The 17,599-nt window shown below is 73.1% G+C and carries 15 protein-coding genes; 12 read left to right on the forward strand and 3 right to left on the reverse strand.

Annotated features, from left to right (window positions below):
- Positions 1–118 precede the first annotated feature (118 nt).
- A complete protein-coding gene (locus AB0F61_RS25655) occupies positions 119–796 on the reverse strand; it encodes a GPP34 family phosphoprotein (RefSeq protein WP_357814264.1) in 678 nt (225 codons plus the stop codon).
- 73 nt (positions 797–869) lie between these two features.
- Positions 870–1,502: a uracil phosphoribosyltransferase gene (upp, locus tag AB0F61_RS25660; protein WP_357814267.1), complete on the reverse strand. Its 633-nt coding sequence runs from the start codon at positions 1,500–1,502 to the stop codon at positions 870–872.
- A 126-nt stretch (positions 1,503–1,628) separates the two neighbouring features.
- Between upp and deoC the strand changes: the two genes are divergently transcribed.
- From deoC to AB0F61_RS25710, 10 genes are all read left to right on the forward strand, one after another.
- Complete coding sequence (gene deoC / locus AB0F61_RS25665) at positions 1,629–2,588, forward strand: deoxyribose-phosphate aldolase (RefSeq protein WP_357366368.1); 960 nt, start codon at positions 1,629–1,631, stop codon at positions 2,586–2,588.
- A 6-nt stretch (positions 2,589–2,594) separates the two neighbouring features.
- Entirely contained in the window at positions 2,595–4,025 is a 1,431-nt protein-coding gene (locus AB0F61_RS25670) for an aldehyde dehydrogenase family protein (RefSeq protein WP_357814270.1), read from the forward strand.
- A complete protein-coding gene (locus AB0F61_RS25675; protein WP_357814272.1) occupies positions 4,018–4,842 on the forward strand; it encodes an aldehyde dehydrogenase family protein in 825 nt (274 codons plus the stop codon). Before AB0F61_RS25670 ends, AB0F61_RS25675 begins: the two co-directional genes overlap by 8 nt.
- 412 nt (positions 4,843–5,254) lie before the next feature.
- Positions 5,255–5,761 (forward strand): BlaI/MecI/CopY family transcriptional regulator, encoded by a 507-nt coding sequence (locus AB0F61_RS25680; protein WP_357814274.1) that lies wholly within the window; start codon positions 5,255–5,257, stop codon positions 5,759–5,761.
- Positions 5,762–5,771: 10 nt separating this feature from the next.
- The gene (locus AB0F61_RS25685) at positions 5,772–6,677 is read left to right on the forward strand and encodes a M56 family metallopeptidase (protein ID WP_357814276.1); all 906 of its coding nucleotides are present in this window, start codon (positions 5,772–5,774) and stop codon (positions 6,675–6,677) included.
- Positions 6,678–6,944: 267 nt separating this feature from the next.
- The gene (locus tag AB0F61_RS25690; protein WP_357814278.1) at positions 6,945–8,198 is read left to right on the forward strand and encodes a cytochrome ubiquinol oxidase subunit I; all 1,254 of its coding nucleotides are present in this window, start codon (positions 6,945–6,947) and stop codon (positions 8,196–8,198) included.
- An 18-nt stretch (positions 8,199–8,216) separates the two neighbouring features.
- On the forward strand, positions 8,217–9,224 hold the full coding sequence (locus AB0F61_RS25695; RefSeq protein ID WP_357814281.1) for a cytochrome d ubiquinol oxidase subunit II: 1,008 nt from the start codon (positions 8,217–8,219) through the stop codon (positions 9,222–9,224).
- On the forward strand, positions 9,221–10,897 hold the full coding sequence (gene cydD / locus AB0F61_RS25700; RefSeq protein WP_357814284.1) for a thiol reductant ABC exporter subunit CydD: 1,677 nt from the start codon (positions 9,221–9,223) through the stop codon (positions 10,895–10,897). The genes AB0F61_RS25695 and cydD overlap by 4 nt, the downstream gene beginning before the upstream one ends.
- A complete protein-coding gene (gene cydC, locus AB0F61_RS25705) occupies positions 10,894–12,720 on the forward strand; it encodes a thiol reductant ABC exporter subunit CydC (RefSeq protein ID WP_357814287.1) in 1,827 nt (608 codons plus the stop codon). Before cydD ends, cydC begins: the two co-directional genes overlap by 4 nt.
- Before the next feature lie 68 nt (positions 12,721–12,788).
- Positions 12,789–13,463: a permease prefix domain 1-containing protein gene (locus AB0F61_RS25710; RefSeq protein WP_357814290.1), complete on the forward strand. Its 675-nt coding sequence runs from the start codon at positions 12,789–12,791 to the stop codon at positions 13,461–13,463.
- A 90-nt stretch (positions 13,464–13,553) separates the two neighbouring features.
- Here AB0F61_RS25710 and AB0F61_RS25715 read toward each other — a convergent pair whose 3' ends face one another.
- Positions 13,554–13,895, reverse strand: coding sequence for a helix-turn-helix transcriptional regulator (locus AB0F61_RS25715; protein WP_357814292.1), 342 nt, complete (start codon positions 13,893–13,895; stop codon positions 13,554–13,556).
- A 160-nt stretch (positions 13,896–14,055) separates the two neighbouring features.
- On the opposite strand from AB0F61_RS25715, the gene AB0F61_RS25720 reads away from it, so the two are divergent.
- Entirely contained in the window at positions 14,056–15,009 is a 954-nt protein-coding gene (locus AB0F61_RS25720; RefSeq protein WP_357814295.1) for a DNA primase, read from the forward strand.
- 39 nt (positions 15,010–15,048) lie between these two features.
- Positions 15,049–17,499: a transposase gene (locus AB0F61_RS25725; RefSeq protein ID WP_357814320.1), complete on the forward strand. Its 2,451-nt coding sequence runs from the start codon at positions 15,049–15,051 to the stop codon at positions 17,497–17,499.
- The last annotated feature ends 100 nt before the right edge of the window (positions 17,500–17,599 follow it).

The raw sequence follows: 17,599 nt of genomic DNA on the forward strand, positions 1-17,599 counted from the left end.
CGAACAGTCGGTCCGTGGTGCCTGGGCGGGTGCAGAGCAAAGGGCACGGCGAGCGGGGTCGGCCCGACGGTCAGCGGCGGGGTCGGCCCGACGGTCAGCGGCGGGGTCGACCCGACGGTCAGCGGCGCGGACCGAGGGCCTGGTCGACGGCCCGGCCCAGGGCGGCGACGACCAGGCCGACCGAGGGACGGACCACCGAGTCGTCGGTGCTCACCTCGCCGGAGAAGCCGGCGCCGGTGGCGATCTCCTCCAACCGGCGGCGCGCGTCGGCGGCGGTCTCGCCGTCCACCCCGAGCGCGGACTCCATCCGCAGCACCACGACCAGGGTGGCCAACGCGGCGGTCCGCTCGTCCGGGGCCGCCGCGCCGGTCAGGGCCTCGGCCAGCCGCTGCCGGGTCTCCGCCTCCACGGAGGCGTCCACGACCGGGTACCGGTGCACGTGGATGAAGCCCAACTCGGTCTCGTCGACGTCGCGGACCACGCCCTGGCTGCACAGGTCGCCGAGAATCCGGTCCCGCAGGCCGTGCCGCAGGCGCTGCACCCAGGAGGCCGGGCTGTGCGGGGTGTCAGCCGCGACCCGGCCCAGCACCTCGTCGGCGACCGGCTCGCCGGTGGGCGTCGGGTCGATCACCGCCAACGATCCGTCGGCGTACGCGATCCGGCCGGCCAGGGCCAGCTCGACCAGCACCGCGGCGGCCATGCCCAGGTCCAGGCTGATCCGCGGCATGGTCGCCTTGCCGGTCGTGTCGTCGTAGGCGAGGAGAAGCAGTTCCTCCGCGAGCGCAACACCAGTCATGGCCGGAGACGGTAGCGGGTCCGCGCACCCCGCGCACGGACCCGCCGGACCCGGCACCGACCGGGTACCGCACTCAGAAGCGGGGCATGCCGCCGAACTGGCGGTCGCCGGCGTCCCCGAGCCCGGGGACGATGAACATGCGGTCGTTGAGCCCCTCGTCGATCGAGGCCGTGACCAGGCGCAACGGCAGACCGGAGCGTTCCAGCCGCTCGATGCCGACCGGCGCGGCGAGCACGCAGAGCACCGTGATGTCGGTGCAGCCGCGGTCGGCGAGCAGCCGACAGGAGTGCTCAAGCGAGCCACCGGTGGCCAGCATCGGGTCCAGCACCAGCACCGGCAGCCCGGCCAGATCGCGGGGCAGCGACTCCATGTACGCGCGTGGCTCGTAGGTCTCCTCGTCACGGGCGAGGCCGACGAAGCCCATCGAGGACTCCGGCAGCAGGCCGAGCGCGGCGTCCGCCATGCCCAGGCCGGCCCGCAGCACCGGGACCAGCAGCGGCGGATTGGCCAGCCGGGTGCCCTCGGTGCCGGTGACCGGCGTCTGCACCGGGTACCGCTCGACGGGGAAGGTGCGCGCCGCCTCGTACACCAGCATGGTGGTCAGTTCGTGCAGCGCCGCCCGGAACGTCGAGGAATCGGTGTGCGCGTCCCGCATGGCAGTCAATCTCGACTGGGCCAGCGGGTGGTCAATGACGTGTACGTCCACGATCGCTCAACCTACCGGTCCGTCCGGCAGGCCGGTGCGGGTGCGGTCGGACCAGCGACGCCGCTCACGCCCACCCGCCCGCTGTGAGCAAGATCACTTGGCCTTCCGGTGCGTAGACTTCGGGGCATGACGGCGACAACGACGTCGGCCCGGTCGGAGCTCTCCGAGCTGGGACGATCCGAGACCGCTCTGCGGACCTTCCTGCACGGCCTACCGGGCGTGGACCAGGTCGGCGCGGAGCAGCGGGCGGCACAGCTCGGCACCCGATCCATCAAGACCACCGCCAAGGCCCAGGCGATCGACCTGGCGATTCGGATGGTCGACCTGACCACCCTGGAGGGGGCGGACACCCCCGGCAAGGTGCGCGCGCTCGCCGCGAAGGCGCTGCGCCCGGACCCCGCCGACCCGTCCTGCCCGCACGTCGGCGCGGTCTGCGTCTACCCGGCGATGGTCCCGTACGTCGCCGAGGTGCTGCGCGGGTCCGACGTGCACCTGGCCAGCGTGGCGACCGCCTTCCCGTCGGGCCAGGCGCCGCTGGAGATCAAGCTCGCCGACACCCGGGCCGCCGTCGCGGCCGGCGCCGACGAGATCGACATGGTGATCAACCGGGGAGCGTTCCTGGCCGGGCGGTACAAGGAGGTCTACGACGAGATCGTGGCCACCAAGGAAGCCTCCGGGGACGCCCACCTCAAGGTGATCCTGGAAACCGGCGAGCTGGCCACCTACGACAACGTGCGGCGGGCCTCCTGGCTGGCCATGCTGGCCGGCGGCGACTTCATCAAGACCTCCACCGGCAAGGTCCCGATCGCGGCGACCATGCCGGTGAGCCTGGTGATGCTGGAAGCGGTCCGCGACTTCCGCGAGGCGACCGGGCGGCAGGTGGGCGTGAAGCCCGCCGGTGGCATCAAGACCACCAAGGACGCCATCAAGTACCTGGTGATGGTCAACGAGACAGTCGGCCCGGACTGGCTCGACCCGGACTGGTTCCGCTTCGGCGCGTCCAGCCTGCTCAACGACCTGCTGATGCAGCGCACCAAGCTGACGACCGGCACCTACTCCGGTCCCGACTACTTCACCCTGGACTGATAGCCGATGTTCGAATACGCCCCCGCCCCCGAGTCCCGCTCGGTGGTGGACCTCAAGCCCTCGTACGGGCTGTTCATCGACGGTGATTTCGTCGACCCGACCGACGGCGGCAGCTTCAAGTCGATCAACCCCGCCTCCGAGGAGGTGCTGGCCGAGATCGCCGAGGCCGGCGCCGCCGACGTGGAGCGCGCCGTGCGCGCCGCCCGCAAGGCGTACGACAAGGTCTGGGGTCCGATGCCGGGCCGGGACCGGGCCAAGTACCTGTACCGGATCGCCCGGCTCATCCAGGAACGCTCCCGCGAGCTGGCCGTCCTGGAATCCCTCGACAACGGCAAGCCGATCCGCGAGTCCCGCGACGTCGACCTGCCGCTTGTCGCCGCGCACTTCTTCTACTACGCCGGCTGGGCCGACAAGCTTCCGCACGCCGGTTTCGGCGCCAACCCGCAGCCGATCGGTGTCGCCGCGCAGGTCATCCCGTGGAACTTCCCGCTGCTCATGCTCGCGTGGAAGATCGCCCCGGCGCTCGCCGCGGGCAACACTGTGGTGCTGAAGCCGGCCGAGACCACCCCGCTGACCGCGCTGCTCTTCGCCGAGATCTGCCAGCAGGCCGACCTGCCGGCCGGCGTGGTCAACATCGTCACCGGGGCGGGCGACACCGGCCGCGCCCTGGTCGAGCACCCCGGCGTGGACAAGGTCGCCTTCACCGGCTCCACCGAGGTCGGCCGGGCCATCGCCCGGTCCGTCGCCGGCACCAGCAAGAAGCTCACCCTGGAGCTGGGTGGCAAGGCCGCCAACATCGTCTTCGACGACGCGCCGATCGACCAGGCCGTCGAGGGCATCGTCAACGGCATCTTCTTCAACCAGGGGCACGTCTGCTGCGCCGGCTCCCGGCTGCTGGTGCAGGAGAACGTGGCCGACCGCGTGCTGGAGTCGTTGAAGCGGCGGATGGCCCAACTCCGCGTCGGCGACCCACTCGACAAGAACACCGATGTCGGCGCGATCAACTCCGCCGCCCAGTTGGAGCGGATCCGCGAGCTGTCCGACGCCGGCTCCGCCGAGGGCGCCGAACGCTGGTCACCGCCGTGCGAGCTGCCCGACCGTGGCTTCTGGTTCGCGCCGACGATCTTCACAGGCGTCACCCAGGCACACCGGATCGCCCGCGAGGAGATCTTCGGGCCGGTGCTGTCGGTGCTCACCTTCCGCACCCCGGCCGAGGCCGTGGAGAAGGCCAACAACACGCCGTACGGGCTGTCGGCGGGGATCTGGACCGACAAGGGCTCCCGGATCCTGTGGATGGCCGACCGGCTGCGCGCCGGCGTGGTGTGGGCCAACACGTTCAACAAGTTCGACCCCACCTCGCCGTTCGGTGGCTACAAGGAGTCGGGTTACGGTCGCGAGGGCGGCCGGCACGGGCTGGAGGGCTACCTCAATGTCTGAGCGGGTCGCGGTACGCAAGACGTACAAGCTCTTCATCGGCGGGAAGTTCCCGCGCAGCGAGTCGGGACGGTCGTATCTCGTGCAGTCCTCGAATGTGTCACTGGCCTCCCGCAAGGACGCCCGGGACGCGGTGGTCGCCGCCCGCGCCGCCGTGAAGGGCTGGGCCGGGGCGACCGCGTACAACCGGGGTCAGATCCTCTACCGGGCCGCCGAGATGCTGGAAGGCCGCCGCGAACAGTTCGTCGCCCTGGGCATCCCCGGCGACGAGGTGGACGCCGCGGTGGACCGCTGGGTCTGGTACGCCGGCTGGGCCGACAAGCTCGCCCAGGTGTACGGCGGCGCCAACCCTGTCGCCGGCCCGTACTTCAACCTCTCCGCGCCCGAGCCGACCGGCGTGGTCGCGGTTGTCGCCCCGGAGCGCCCGGCGCTGCTCGGCCTGGTCAGCGTGATCGCCCCGGCGATCGTCTCCGGCAACACGGTGGTGGTGGCGGCGTCGCCGTCGGAGCCACTGGCGGCGGTGACGCTTGCCGAGGTGCTGGCCACCTCCGACCTGCCCGGTGGGGTGGTCAACATCCTCACCGGCGCGATCACCGAGACCGTGCCGGCGCTGGCTTCCCACATGGACGTCAACGCCATCGACCTGACCGGGGTGACCGACACCGCACTCGCCACCGACCTTGAGGTCAAGGCCGCGGAGAACCTGAAGCGGGTGCTCCGCCCCGCCCCTGCCGACCACGACTGGTCGGCCGACCCGGGCCTGGCCCGGATGACCGTGCTGCTGGAGACGAAGACGGTGTGGCACCCCAAGGGGGTGTGATTTCGTTCCCGGCCTTTGGTTTTCGGGGGAGCCCCACCCGCTCCGGGCGGTCAGGCTTGATCCCTCCGCGGGTGGGGCTCCCCCGAAAACCTGACGTGGGGGGGCGGGTTCGTCGGGTGGGTCAGCTCACGGGTCCTGCCTCGGGTTGGGTTGCCGGGGCGCGGTCAAGATCCGCGCAACTTCAGGGTTGTTGCCGCCTCCCGTGCGCCTGAGGCAGCAACAACCCTGTTCTTGTCCGGATCTTGACCGGCTCCGCCGGTCCTGGTCGGCGATCATGGGGTTGGCGGGGTGTTTGATCTCGCTCGGCCCGGTCAACCTCATGATCACCGCTGGGGTGGGGTGGGGTGGGGTGGGGGCGGGGTGGGGGCGGCTGGGTGGGTGGGGGGTCTACTACCGGGGGTAGGATTGGGCGGTGACTCGGTTGGGCGATCTTGAGCGTGCGGTGATGGACGTGTTGTGGGACGTGGTCCCCGGCACGTCCGACGGTGTGACCGTGCGAGAGGTGGCCGACGCGCTCGATGGCCGTGAGCTGGCGTACACGACGGTGATGACCGTGCTGGACCGGCTCGCCGGCAAGGGCATGGTGCAGCGCGAACGCGAAGGTCGGGCCTGGCGGTACCGGCCAGCGGCCAGCCGCGAGGCGCACATCGCCCAGCTCATGCTCGACGCCCTCGACCTGGGCGGCAGCCGGGACGCCGCGCTTGTGCGCTTCGCCCGCTCGGTCACCGGCACCGAGGCCGAGGTGCTGCGCGCGGCGCTCGGCAGCGAGGCCGGGTTGACCGGGCCGGACACCACCGCCGGTGGCACGGGTGCCGCCGAACCAGACGGGCCGAGCCTGGCCGGGTCGGGTGCCGAACTGACCGACCGGGTGGACGGGCCGGCGGGCCGGCGACCTGCCGGCGAGGCAGCGGAGCGGTAGGGCGAACGCCATGGCCTACGCCGTGCACTTCGCCGCCACCATGCTGGCCTGCTATCTGACGGCTCAGGTGCTGGCCCGCTCCACCTGGACGTGGCGCAGCCCCCGAGTGGCGATCATCTGCTGGCAGGCCGTCGGGTTGGCGCTGGGTCTCTCCGCGATGGGCCTGCCGATGGCGCTCGGGTTGAGCACGTACGACCTGCCGACCGGAAGCGCGCTGCTCGCCCTCGTCGACGACCTCGGCCACGGCACCCTGCCGGCCGGGATGAGCACCTTCCACCTTGCCGGCGTCGGGGTGGGCTTCGGCATCGGCGCGGTGCTGGTCACCACGACCGTTCGCAGTATCCACGGCACCGTACGCGCCCAGCGCCGGCACCGGGACCTGCTCTCCCTGGTCGCCCGGGACGATCCCGCCGCGCCCGGCGCGCTGGTGCTGGATCATCCGAGCGCCGCCGCGTACTGCCTGCCGGGCGTGAAGCCGCAGGTGGTGGTCAGCGCCGGCACGCTGAGCCTGCTGGATCGGGCCGAGCTGGCCGCGGTGCTCAGCCACGAGCGCGCGCATGCCCACGAGCGGCACGACCTGGTGCTGCTGCCGTTCACCGCGCTGTGCCGCGCGTTGCCGTGGTTCGCCTGGGTCCGCCACGCACACGAGCGGGTCGCCCTGCTGGTCGAGATGCGGGCCGACGACAAGGCCCGTGAGCTGCACGCCGAGGCGCCGTTGGCGGGGGCGCTGCGCCGGTTCGCCGCCGCCGGTCACCGGATCACCCCGGCGGGCGCGCTGGGCATGGGCGACCGTGATCTTGACGTACGGGTCCAGCGTCTTCTGGTAAGCGACCAGCCACCCCGGGTGCTCGGCGCCACCGCCCTCGCCGTCGCCACCACGCTTGTCGCTCTCCCCGTCACCCTCTTCCTGAGCTGACCCCCAACAGCTGACCCCCAGCGCCCCCGCGCGCGACCATCCGCCGCGCCCAGCGCCCTCCCATCCCTCGCGCCCTCGCGGCCCTCGCGCCCTCGCGCCCTCCCGTACCGGTCGACGCACCCAACGCGGCCAGCGCGGCCTTGCCGTTCCCACGACTACTACGTGATGTCGTAGACTTGCTTACGACATCGCGTAGTAGTCGGACGTGTAGAGAAGCTACGTGTAGTGTGGCTACGACAAGGGAGCCAACACTACGGAGAGCCGGCCATGGACACCCTGCTCCTCGCCCGCCTGCAGTTCGCCACCACCACCTCGATCCACTTCCTGTTCGTGGTCGTCACGCTCGGGCTGGTCACCCTGCTGGTCGGGATGCAGACCGCCTGGGTGCTCACCGGCAACCCGAAGTGGGAGCGGCTGACCCGCTACTGGGGTCAGCTCTACGTGATCAATTACGTGCTCGGGATCGCCACCGGCATCGTGATGGAGTTCCAGTTCGGCCTGAACTGGAGTGGCCTGTCGCGCTACGTCGGCAACGTCTTCGGCGCGCCGCTGGCCCTGGAGACGCTTGTGGCGTTCTTCCTGGAGTCCACGTTCCTGGGAATGTGGATCTTCGGCTGGCACCGGCTCGGCAAGGGTGTCCACCTGGCGCTGCTCTGGGGTGTGGCGATCACCGCGTACGCGTCGGCCTTCTGGATCATGGTGGCGAACTCCTGGTTGCAGAACCCGGTCGGATACGAGGTCCGCGACGGGATCGCCCACCTCACCGACTTCGGCGCGCTCCTCACCAACCCCACCCTCGGGATGGCGTTCGGGCACGTGGTGTCGGCCGCGTTGCTGATCGGCGGGATGCTGATGGCGGCGGTCAGCGCGTGGCACCTGATCCGGCGCACCCCTGACTTCGCGCTCTTCCGCACGTCGCTGCGGATCGGCCTGGTCACCTCGGCGTTGGCGATCAGCCTGGTGCAGGGCTTCGGTTTCGCGCAGTTCGGCCCGGTCGGTGGCGTGCAGCCGACCAAGTTCGGCGGCCAGGGGCCGGAGGCCCAGGCGCTGATCGCCGAGTGGACCGCGCGGTTCGGCCCCGGCGACTACACCCCGCCCGTGCTGGCAAACGTCGGGCTCGGCTTCATGATCCTGACCGGTCTCACCCTCGGCTGCGTCTGGTTGCTGCTGCCCCTGCTCTTCCGCGACTGGATCATCCGGTTGCGGTTCCCGCTCTGGCTGGTCCTGCTGGCCCTGCCGCTGCCGTTCGTCGCCGTCATCCTCGGCTGGATCTCCCGGGAGGTCGGCCGGCAACCCTGGGTGGCGTACGGGCTGCTCCCCACCGAGCAGGCCGTCTCCCCGGTCGGCGCCCCGGTGATGCTCGCCTCGCTGATCGGCTTCAGCCTGCTGCTGGGCACCCTCGCCGTCACCAACTGGGTGCTGCTCGCCCGGCACGCGAAACGCGGCGCGCTCGACCCGGCGCTCGGCCGCCCGCCGACGCCACCCGGCGAGCCGGCCCGTCCCGAACCCGCGCTCGTCTGAGGATCTGAGGAGAAGACCGTGGATCTCGCCTGGTACGCCCTGCTCGGCCTCTTCTTCGCCAGCTATCTGGTGCTCGCCGGCTACGACTACGGCGTCGGCCTGCTGCTCGCGCGGGGCGGAAGCCTGGCCGGGCGGCGGGCCACGCTCACCGCGCTCGGCCCGTTCTTCCTCGGCAACGAGGTCTGGCTGGTGGCTGCCGTGGGCATCCTGTTCGGCGCGTTTCCGCTGCTGGAGGGTGAGTTGCTCGCCGGCTGCTATCCGGCCGTCGCCGGCGCCCTGGTCGGCGTCATCCTGGTCACCGCCGGGGTGCAACTGCGCAGCCGGCACACCGACGAGCGGATCCGCGCCCGGTGGGACCGCATCGTGACGATCGGCAGCGCACTCGCCGCACTGGGCTGGGGTGTGGTGCTCGCCGCGCTGCTCCAGGGCGTACCCCGTCAGGCCGACGGGCACGTCGCCGGGGTGTCGCACCTCGCCACCCCGTTCGCGGCCGCCGCCGGGCTGGCCATGGTCGCTCTGGTCGCGGTGCACGGTGCGACCTTCCTCACCCTTCGACTGCCGACCGCCGAGGCCGCCGTGGTCGGCCGCACGGCCCGCCGGCTGGTGCCGGTGGCGCTCACCGCGGTCGCGCTGGCCACCGTCGTGGGCCTGCTCTCCGCCCGGGTACGCGACGCGGTCCAGCGGCCGGCGGTGGCCGTACTCCTGCCGGTGCTCCTCGTGGTGGCGCTGCTGGCGGCCCGCGCGGCGCTGGCGCGGCGGCGGCCCGGGTGGGCCCTGGTCGCCACCGGCGCGGCCCTGGCGCTGCCGGTGGCGCTTGTCGGCGCCGCCCTCTGGCCCTACGTGCTGGTGTCCACGACCGACCCGGGCGCCTCGCTGGCGGTGGCCGACGCCGCCGCCAGCGCGCCGACCCTGCGGCTGCTCGGCTGGGTGGCGCTGCCGCTGCTTCCGGCCCTACTAGGCTTCCAGGCGATGTGCTGGTGGGTTTTCCGAGGACGGACCGACGGCAGGGCACCGGTGTACTGGTGAACCGCCGTCCGTTCGACCCGCGTCTGCTGCGCCGGGTCCCCGCGGCCCGGCGCGATCTTGCCGTGCTCGCGCTGCTGGGTGTGCTCGCCGCCGGGTTGATCGTGGCGCAGGCGACCGCGCTCGCGGCGGTGCTGGCCACCGCCGTCGACGGTCGGCTCGATCGACAGGCGTTGGCCGGCTTCGTGATCGCGGTCGCCGCCCGCTCGGTGCTGGTCTGGGCGCAGGGCACGGTCTCCGCGCGGGTGGCCGCCACGGTCAAGGCGACGCTGCGGGCCGACCTGCTCGGCGCGGTGGGCCGGCACGGCCCCGGCTGGGTGGCCGGGCAGCGGGCCGGTCAGCTCGCCACCCTGGCCGGCCGCGGGTTGGACGCACTTGACGCCTACTTCACCGGGTACCTGCCGCAGTTGGTGCTCAGCGTCACGGTGCCACTGGCGGTGCTGGCCCGGGTGGTCTTCGCCGACTGGAGCTCGGCGGTGATCATCGCGGTGACCCTGCCGCTGATCCCGGTCTTCGGCGCACTGCTCGGGTGGCAGGCGCAGGCCGCCACCGAACGGCAGTGGCGGCGGCTGTCGCTGCTCGGCGGTCACTTCCTGGACATGGTCGCCGGGCTGCCCACGCTGCGCGCGTTCGGGCGAGCCCGGGCACAGACCGACGTGGTACGCCGGATGGCCGACGGACACCGCGTCGCCACCATGAAGACGCTGCGCATCGCGTTCCTGTCCGCGCTCGTGCTGGAGCTGGTCGCCACCCTCTCGGTCGCCCTGGTCGCGGTGCCGGTCGGCATCCGGCTGCTCGGCGGCGGGCTGGCCTTGCAGACCGCGCTGCTGGTGCTGCTGCTCACCCCCGAGGCGTACCTGCCGCTGCGGTCCGCCGGCAGCCGCTTCCACGCCAGCATGGAGGGGCTCGCCGCGCTGGACGAGGCACTGACCATCTCGGCCGCGCCCGTCGCACCCCGCGCCGCCGAGGGCGCCACCACCCCGGATGCGCGACGGGAGATCCGGTTCGAGGCGGTGACCGTGGCGTACGAACGGACCACCGCGCTGCGGGACGTGAGCCTGACCATCCGACCTGGTGAACGGATCGCCATCATCGGACCCAGCGGCGCCGGCAAGAGCACCCTGCTCGGTCTGCTGCTCGGCTTCGTGACCCCGACCAGTGGCCGGGTCACAGTGGACGGGGTCGACCTCGCCACCGCCGACCCGGACACCTGGCGCCGGCAGCTCGCCTGGGTGCCGCAGCGGGCTCACCTCTTCGCCGCCTCGCTTGCCGACAACATCCGGCTCGGCGCACCGGACACCCCGCCCGACGTGCTGGCCGCGGCGGTGCACGACGCCGCCCTGGACGACGTGGTGGCCGGCCTGCCGGACGGCCTGGACACGCTGCTCGGCGAACGCGGGCACGGCCTGTCCAGCGGGCAGCGGCAGCGGGTCGCGTTGGCACGGGCCTTCCTGCGCGCCGCACCGGTGGTGCTGCTCGACGAACCCACCGCCCGCCTCGACACGGCCGCCGAGGCGGTGGTGCTCGACGCCACCCGCCGTCTGGTCGCCGGACGGACCGCGCTGTTGGTCGCGCACCGACCGGCGCTGCTCGCCGACGCCGACCGGATCCTGCGGGTCGAGGACGGTCGGGTCACCGAGCTGACACCCGAACCGACCGGAAAGGCGCCCCGATGAGCGCGGCGGACCCGGCAGACACGACGCCGGTAGCCGACCCGGCACCACGCGGGCGGGCCACCGCCGACGCCGCACCGCGCGGACGAGCCGGCGCCGAACGGGCCGTGTTGCGACTGGCCCGGCCGTACCTGGGCCGCCTGGTCGGTGCCGGGCTGCTCGCGGCCGCCACCGAGTTCGCCGGGCTGGCCCTGATGGCCACGGCCACCTGGCTGTTGATGAGCGCCGCCGGTCAACCCCCACTGGACCGGCTCACCGTGGCGATCGTCGCGGTCCGGGCGCTGGCGATCAGTCGGGGCGTGCTCCGCTACACCGAACGGCTCGCCGGGCACGACGCGGTACTCCGCATGATCACTGACGTCCGGGCCCAGGTCTTCGCCACCCTCGCGGCCCGCCGCAGCGCCGTATACCGCTCGGGGGACGTGCTGAGCCGGCTGGTCTCCGACGTGGAGGCCGTCCAGGACCTGCTGCTGCGGGTGTTGGTTCCGGGCTCGGCGGCGGCCCTGGTCGGTGTGCTGGCGGTCGCCGTGGCGGCGCTGATCTCCCCGCCGGCAGCCGGCGCGCTCGCCGTCGGGCTGCTGGTTGCCGGCGTGGCGCTGCCCGCGCTGGCCACCGCGGTCACCCGTCGCAGCGCGGCCGAGGTGGCCCCGCTGCGCGGCGCACTGGCCACGGACGCGATCGACCTCACCCACGGCGCCGCCGACCTGGCCGCGTTCGGGGCGACAGACGGCGCGCTGCACGCCGCCGAAGAACGTGCCCGCCGGCTGGCCCGGCTGGAACGCCGGCTGGCCGCCACCGGGTTCGCCGTGGACGCGGCCGGGGTGCTGACCGCCGGGTCGACCGCCGCCGCGGTGGTGCTGGCCGCGCTGGCCGCCGACGTACCCGGGGTGCTGGTGGGCGTCCTGGCCGTCGGCGCGCTGGCCGCCGTCGAGGTGACCCTGGCGCTTGTCGCGGCGGCCCGACAGTGGACACAACTGCGACCCGGCCTGGCCCGGGTGGCCGCTCTGCTCGACGGCGGCCCGCCGACTCGCCCGGCCGAGGGCGGCAGCACGGACCCGACCGGTCCGCCCGAGCTGCGCTTCGACGACGTGACGGTGCGGTACCGGGACGGTGCGGCGCCCGCCCTCGACGGCGTCAGCCTGGACCTGCCGGCCGGGCGGAGGATCGCGGTGGTCGGCCCGAGCGGCGCCGGCAAGAGCACCCTGGCCGCCGTGCTGACCGGCACCGTCCGGCCGGTGTCCGGCCGGGTCACCCTGGGCGGTCGAGACCTGTCGGCGTACGCCGAGGAGGCGCTGCCCCGCGCGGTCGGCGGCCTGCTCGCCGAGGCGTACGTCTTCCATGCCACGGTCCGGGAGAACCTGCTGCTCGGGCGGGCCGGGGCCGGCGAGGAGGAGCTGACCGCGGCCACCGCGGCGGCCGGCCTTCTGGAGTGGGTACGCGCCCAGCCGGCGGGTTGGGACACGCTTGTCGGCGAGGAGGGCGGGCAGCTCTCCGGCGGCCAGCGGCAGCGGCTGGCGCTGGCTCGGGCCCTGCTCGCCGCGCCTCCGGTGCTGGTGCTCGACGAGCCCACCGAAGGGCTGGACCCGACCGCCGCGGACGCGGTGCTCGCGTCCGCCCTCGCCGCCACCCCCGCCGGGCACTCGGTGCTGCTGATCACCCACCGGCTCAGTGGGCTCGCCGACCTGGACGAGATCGTCGTCCTCGACGCCGGTCGGGTGATCCAGCGCGGTCGCCACGCCGAACTGGTCGCCACCGACGGCTGGTACCGGGACCAGTGGCTGCTCCAGGCGGCCGCCGAACGGGGTTACCTGGCGCTCGCGCCCTGACCGGGCTCGGGGACGGACCAGGGTTCTCCCCGACGTCCGGGCTCCGGAGTCCGTGGCAGGGTGGTGGCATGCCGCGCTGTGAGGATGTGTTTGTCGACGAGCACCTGCGGGAGCTGGCCGCCCGGTTGCAGGGTCCGGCGCGACTCAAGTCCGACCTGCTGACCGAGGCCCGGCACGGGCTGCTGGACGCCGTCGAGGCGTACCAGGAGAGTGGTGTGCCGCCCACGGAGGCGCAGCGCCGGGCGGTGGTCGAGTTCGGCTCACCGGCGCAGTTGCTCCCCTCCTGGCAGGCCGAGCTGGCGGTGGGCGCGCTGCGGGGCCTCTCCCTGCGGATGTTGGCCGTCGCCGGGGTGGGGGTGGCCGCCGGCGACCTGACCTGGCGCGGGGCGAGCTGGAGCGACGGTCCTCGCCCGCCGGCCGGCTACCTGCTGCTCTCCAACTCGGTCGACTGGATCTGGATGAGCACGCTGCTGCTCGCGGTGGCCGGCCTGCTGGTCGTCGCGGCGAGCGCCCGGTCGACCCGACCGGGTCTGGTCGTGGCGCAACGGGCCGTGGGCGCCGGCCTGACCGGCCTGCTGGCTCTCGCCATGCTTACCGGCTGCGCCCTCTTCACCTGGTCTCTCAACATCTGGGAGGCGGCGCTGCGCTGGCCACCGATGATCATCGGTGCGGTGTTGGTGGGCGGCGCGTACTTCTCGCTGACCCGCGCGACGCGCGGCTGGCTCCGGGCCGTCGCCCGCTGACCCGCGCTGCTCTGCCCTGCGCGCCCACCGCGTCCGCAGTCGGCCGGGTCGGGTGCGGGCGGGTACGGGCCCGGCACCTCGACGGCAGGGTCAGGCCGGGGTGGCGGGTGGGCTGCCGGGATCGAGGAACCGGCCGACGGTCTGTTGGAACTCGTGCCAACCGGCACGCTCCCCGGCAAGCGCCCGGCGGCCGGAGTCGGTGAGCTGGTACGTCCGCCGCTCCCGACCGTTGACAGTGCTCCAGGTGCTCGCCACGTGCCCCGCGCGTTCCAGGCGACGGAGCGCCGGATAGATGGTGCCGGTGGGCAGATCCAGGCTGCCGTCACTGCGGTCCCGCAGCGCCTCGATGATGGCGTAGCCGTGCAGCTCGCCCTGCTCCAGCACGGCGAGCAGCAGAGCGTCGAGATGGCCGTGCAACGACTGGGCCTTCATGCGTAGCTACGCTACTTGTCGAGCGGCCGGTTCGCCAGCGCCGGCCACCAGCAGGTCGAACCCGTGCGCCAGCCGGCCACCGGGGTGCGGGCATCGGTCACCCAGGGCCGCCGACTAGGGTATGTGCCCAGAGTCACTCGCCGGACAGAGACCCCGGCGGGTGGGCAACCCGAAGCACACGGAGGTCAGCGTGGCCCGCCAGTCGCCCCAACGGCCCGACGCCGACGAGCCCGAGCTCGACGACACCACGAGCGCGGCCGAGCCAGAAGAGGCCGAGGAGACCGACCGCCCGTCGGCTTCGGCAGACCGGTCGCTCTGGGACGAGCTGCGCATCGATCCGGTGGAGATCGCCCTGCCCGCCGGCACCGGCTTCACGCTTCGCGCGTACCGGCCGGCCAGCTCGCTGACCCCCACCGACGTGACCGAACGCGACCAGGACGACCCGTTCCTCGCCCGCCGCCAGGTCGTCGAGGAGGAGGACGACGAGACCGTCGTCATCCTCGACGAGGACCTGGCCGAGGAGTTCGCCGACAGCGACGAGGACGAGTCGACGCGCCGCGCCGCCGGCAAGGCCGACGACGAGACCGAGGCCGAGGCCGACGAGGACGTCACGGACGAGGCGGACGACGAGGAGGTGCCGGTCTTCCTCAGCAACCGGGGCAAGCTGCTGCTGTTCACGACCCCCGAGTCGTTGGTCAGTTTCATCCGGTCCGGTGCGCCAAACGATCTGTCCCAACTGGATAGCTGGAATGAATTGTCCGAACGGGTGGAGCCGGCCGACATCGCTCCACTCGACGAGGACACCTACGAACTCGACCTGGTCGTGGAGAACCTGCGCGGCGGTCACGACACCTGGGATTCGACCCTGCTGATCGAGGCTGGCGAGATCGCGCGCGACATCTCGTACGCATTGCGGCTGCCTGCGGTCCTGGACATGCTCTCCGCCGGCTCCAGCCTCGACGACCTGGACGAGGCGCTGCGGGCCACCGCCAACGGTGGGATCGGCGCTTTCATGGGTCGGCGGCGGCTGAAGAAGATCGGAGCACAGACCGCGAGTTTGGGTTGGCGCACCATTGTCGGCAAGATCTCTGCGGTGGTGGACTGGCGCGACTGACCCGTACCGGGGAGCATCAGTTGCTGGCAGAGGAAAGACCTGTCCCGGGAGGAGGACGACGCCGTGGCGCTCGTGCGCGTTTACTGCGGTCTGGCCTCGGCGGATCCGGCTGACCGACCGGCCTCCGCCGGTTCGACGCTGACGTCCGCTGTGGTCGACGACGCAGGCCGTCTGCTGCATGTCTGCGAGATCAGCGACGACGCCGCTGGCTACGCCCAGCTCGTCGCGCTGCTCGTGGAGCGGTCGGGCGGGCCGAGCGGTGCGGCCATCGCCGCCGACAGCGACGACCACACGGTCACCTCGCTGCTGAGCGCGGCGGGTCGACCTTTGGCCATCGCCGACGACGACTCGGTGGACGACTTCGCCGAGCGGTTCGCCGATGACGACTCGTTGGAGGAGATGCAGTCGCCTCCGGCCGAACGACGGGCCGTCGGCCTGGCCCGCGCGTTGCAGGCGGGCGCGCTCTCCGCGGTCACCCTGCCGGCACCCCGGGACCTCGCCGGCTACAAGCAGGTGCTCGCCGCACACGCCGCCCTGGCCAGCGGTCGACACTCCGCCGCCGTGGCGCTGCGTGAGGTGCTGCGTGAGCTCTACCCGGCGGCCCTGCGGGCGTACCCGGACCCGGCCGAGCCGGTCTCGTTGGCGGTGCTCGACGCGCTGCCCGAGCCGGGCATGCTCGGCGGCACCGTCGCCCGGGGCCGCGAGGTGTCGGTCGCGGCGGACGCCATCGCCGCGCACCTGGCCGCCGACGGGGTCGCCGACGCAGAGGAGATCAACGAGGCGGTCACCGCACTGCGGGTCGCCATCTCCGAGACGCCGCGCCGCGCCGCTGTCAACCGGGCGCTCACGTCCGCGGTCGCCGAGACGGTCCGCCAGGCCGTCGCGTCCGTGCGGGCCTGCGACGCGGGCTGTGAGGCGCTGGTCAGCGCGCTCAGTTCCCGGGTCACCACACCCGCCCAGGCGCCTGGTCGCCGTGCCGCTGCCCGCCGTGGCGAGTCGGTCGGCGAGTTGACCGGTCTGGCCGGCACCAGCGCCGGTCTGCGGTCGGTCCGACCCACCCCGCCCGCCGTCGACCCGGCACCCGCCGTCGGGCGGCGCAGCCGGCCCGAGCCGATTCCCGGTAACGCGCCGCTGGCGTCACCCCGTCCACTCGGGCCGCCGCCGGTCGCCCCGCCGCCGGTCACGCCGCCGCCTGTGGCACCCGCGCCGATGGCCCCGGCAGCGACGGCTGGTCCGGCGTCCACACTGCCCGGGCGCAGCGAGCAGATCGGCAACCGCATCGACGGTCCGACCAACCGGCCGGTCTCGTCTCCGCCTCCCCCGCCGCCCGGGATCACCCCGATCGCACCCGCGCAGCGGGGCCAGGTGCCCCCGGCAGAGGCTGGTGAGCCGTTCCGGCCGACACTGACCACCGCCGCGATCAACAACGCGCGCGCGGAACGGCAGCGCACGGTCATCCCGCCCCGTCCGAAGACCAACGGCGGCGAGCCCCGGCCGAGCCACCTGCAACGCCCGGTCGACGAGCCACCGACGGGTGGGTTCAGCGCCACCGACCTGAGCATCCCGGTGCCGACGCCCCGACCCGGTCAGGAGTCCGCACCGCCCGGCTCCCGTGCCAACTGGCCGCTGGTCAACAACCCGGAGGACCCGTCCGACAGTTCGCCGAACAACCCGGCGGCCTACTCCTACGGCGGCAGTCGCGGCATCGAAGCTCCGACCGACCCGGGTCGCGCCGACGGTCGGGTCACCCCGCCCTGGTTGGCGGACGACCTGCCGCAGGAGCCCCCCATGCTGCGGCTGGTGGAGCCACCGCCACTCGCGGACCGGGCGCTGCGCGAGGGGCTCAACCCGCCGGCTGACCCGCACCTGGAGACGCCGCCGCTGCGGTTGGTCGACCGGGAGCAGGCCGCTCGCAACGGCCGGGCAGCAGCCGCACGCGCCGCCGAGCACCGGCCACCACCCCCGGTGGAGCACCGGCCGCCACCGCTGGAGCGCCGAACGCCCCCGATGGAGCACCGGCCGCCGCCGGTCGAGCACCGGCCACCACCGGTCGCCGACGAGGGCGACGGCGACCTGCTGATCTTCGCGCAGGCCAAGTCGGCCTGGTTCGTGGGGCAGGCCGAGGAGACCGACCTGGACTGGTCGACCACTGCCGACACCGGCTGGCAGGCCGCCGAGCAGGCAGCCCGCCCCGCGGTGGGTGCCGAGACCAACGCCGGGCTGCCCAAGCGGGTGCCACAGGCCAATCTGGTCCCTGGTTCCCCGCTGCGCGAGGAGCGCCCATTGCGGATAGTGCGTGATGCGGCGAGCCTCGCGGAGAACACCACGGGCTACTTCCGCGGTTGGCGTCGCGGACAGGAGATCGGCGGTTTCGCGGTAGGTGGCCGGCCCGGTCGCGAGGCAGCCGGTGGCTGGGACTTCAGCCGCGACCACGGCGACCGCGACGACGACCGGGAGTACGAGTACCGGTCCGCCGGTTACCAGTCCTGACGGTCATCCCCACCGGCATTTCACGATCGCGCCCCCAGTCATCCGACTGGGGGCGCGATCGCATGAGCGGAATGGGTTGTCGACACGAGAACGCCGCCCC

Source organism: Micromonospora sp. NPDC023888 (assembly GCF_040639415.1).
GTDB lineage: Bacteria > Actinomycetota > Actinomycetes > Mycobacteriales > Micromonosporaceae > Micromonospora.

Excerpts from the sequence above, each read along its gene's own strand:
- AB0F61_RS25655 (WP_357814264.1), bottom strand. The coding sequence starts at position 796 with ATGACTGGTGTTGCGCTCGCGGAGGAACTGCTTCTCCTCGCCTACGAC.
- deoC (WP_357366368.1), top strand. The coding sequence starts at position 1,629 with ATGACGGCGACAACGACGTCGGCCCGGTCGGAGCTCTCCGAGCTGGGA.
- AB0F61_RS25670 (WP_357814270.1), top strand. The coding sequence starts at position 2,595 with ATGTTCGAATACGCCCCCGCCCCCGAGTCCCGCTCGGTGGTGGACCTC.
- AB0F61_RS25675 (WP_357814272.1), top strand. The coding sequence starts at position 4,018 with ATGTCTGAGCGGGTCGCGGTACGCAAGACGTACAAGCTCTTCATCGGC.
- AB0F61_RS25685 (WP_357814276.1), top strand. The coding sequence starts at position 5,772 with ATGGCCTACGCCGTGCACTTCGCCGCCACCATGCTGGCCTGCTATCTG.
- AB0F61_RS25690 (WP_357814278.1), top strand. The coding sequence starts at position 6,945 with ATGGACACCCTGCTCCTCGCCCGCCTGCAGTTCGCCACCACCACCTCG.
- cydC (WP_357814287.1), top strand. The coding sequence starts at position 10,894 with ATGAGCGCGGCGGACCCGGCAGACACGACGCCGGTAGCCGACCCGGCA.
- AB0F61_RS25710 (WP_357814290.1), top strand. The coding sequence starts at position 12,789 with ATGCCGCGCTGTGAGGATGTGTTTGTCGACGAGCACCTGCGGGAGCTG.
- AB0F61_RS25715 (WP_357814292.1), bottom strand. The coding sequence starts at position 13,895 with ATGAAGGCCCAGTCGTTGCACGGCCATCTCGACGCTCTGCTGCTCGCC.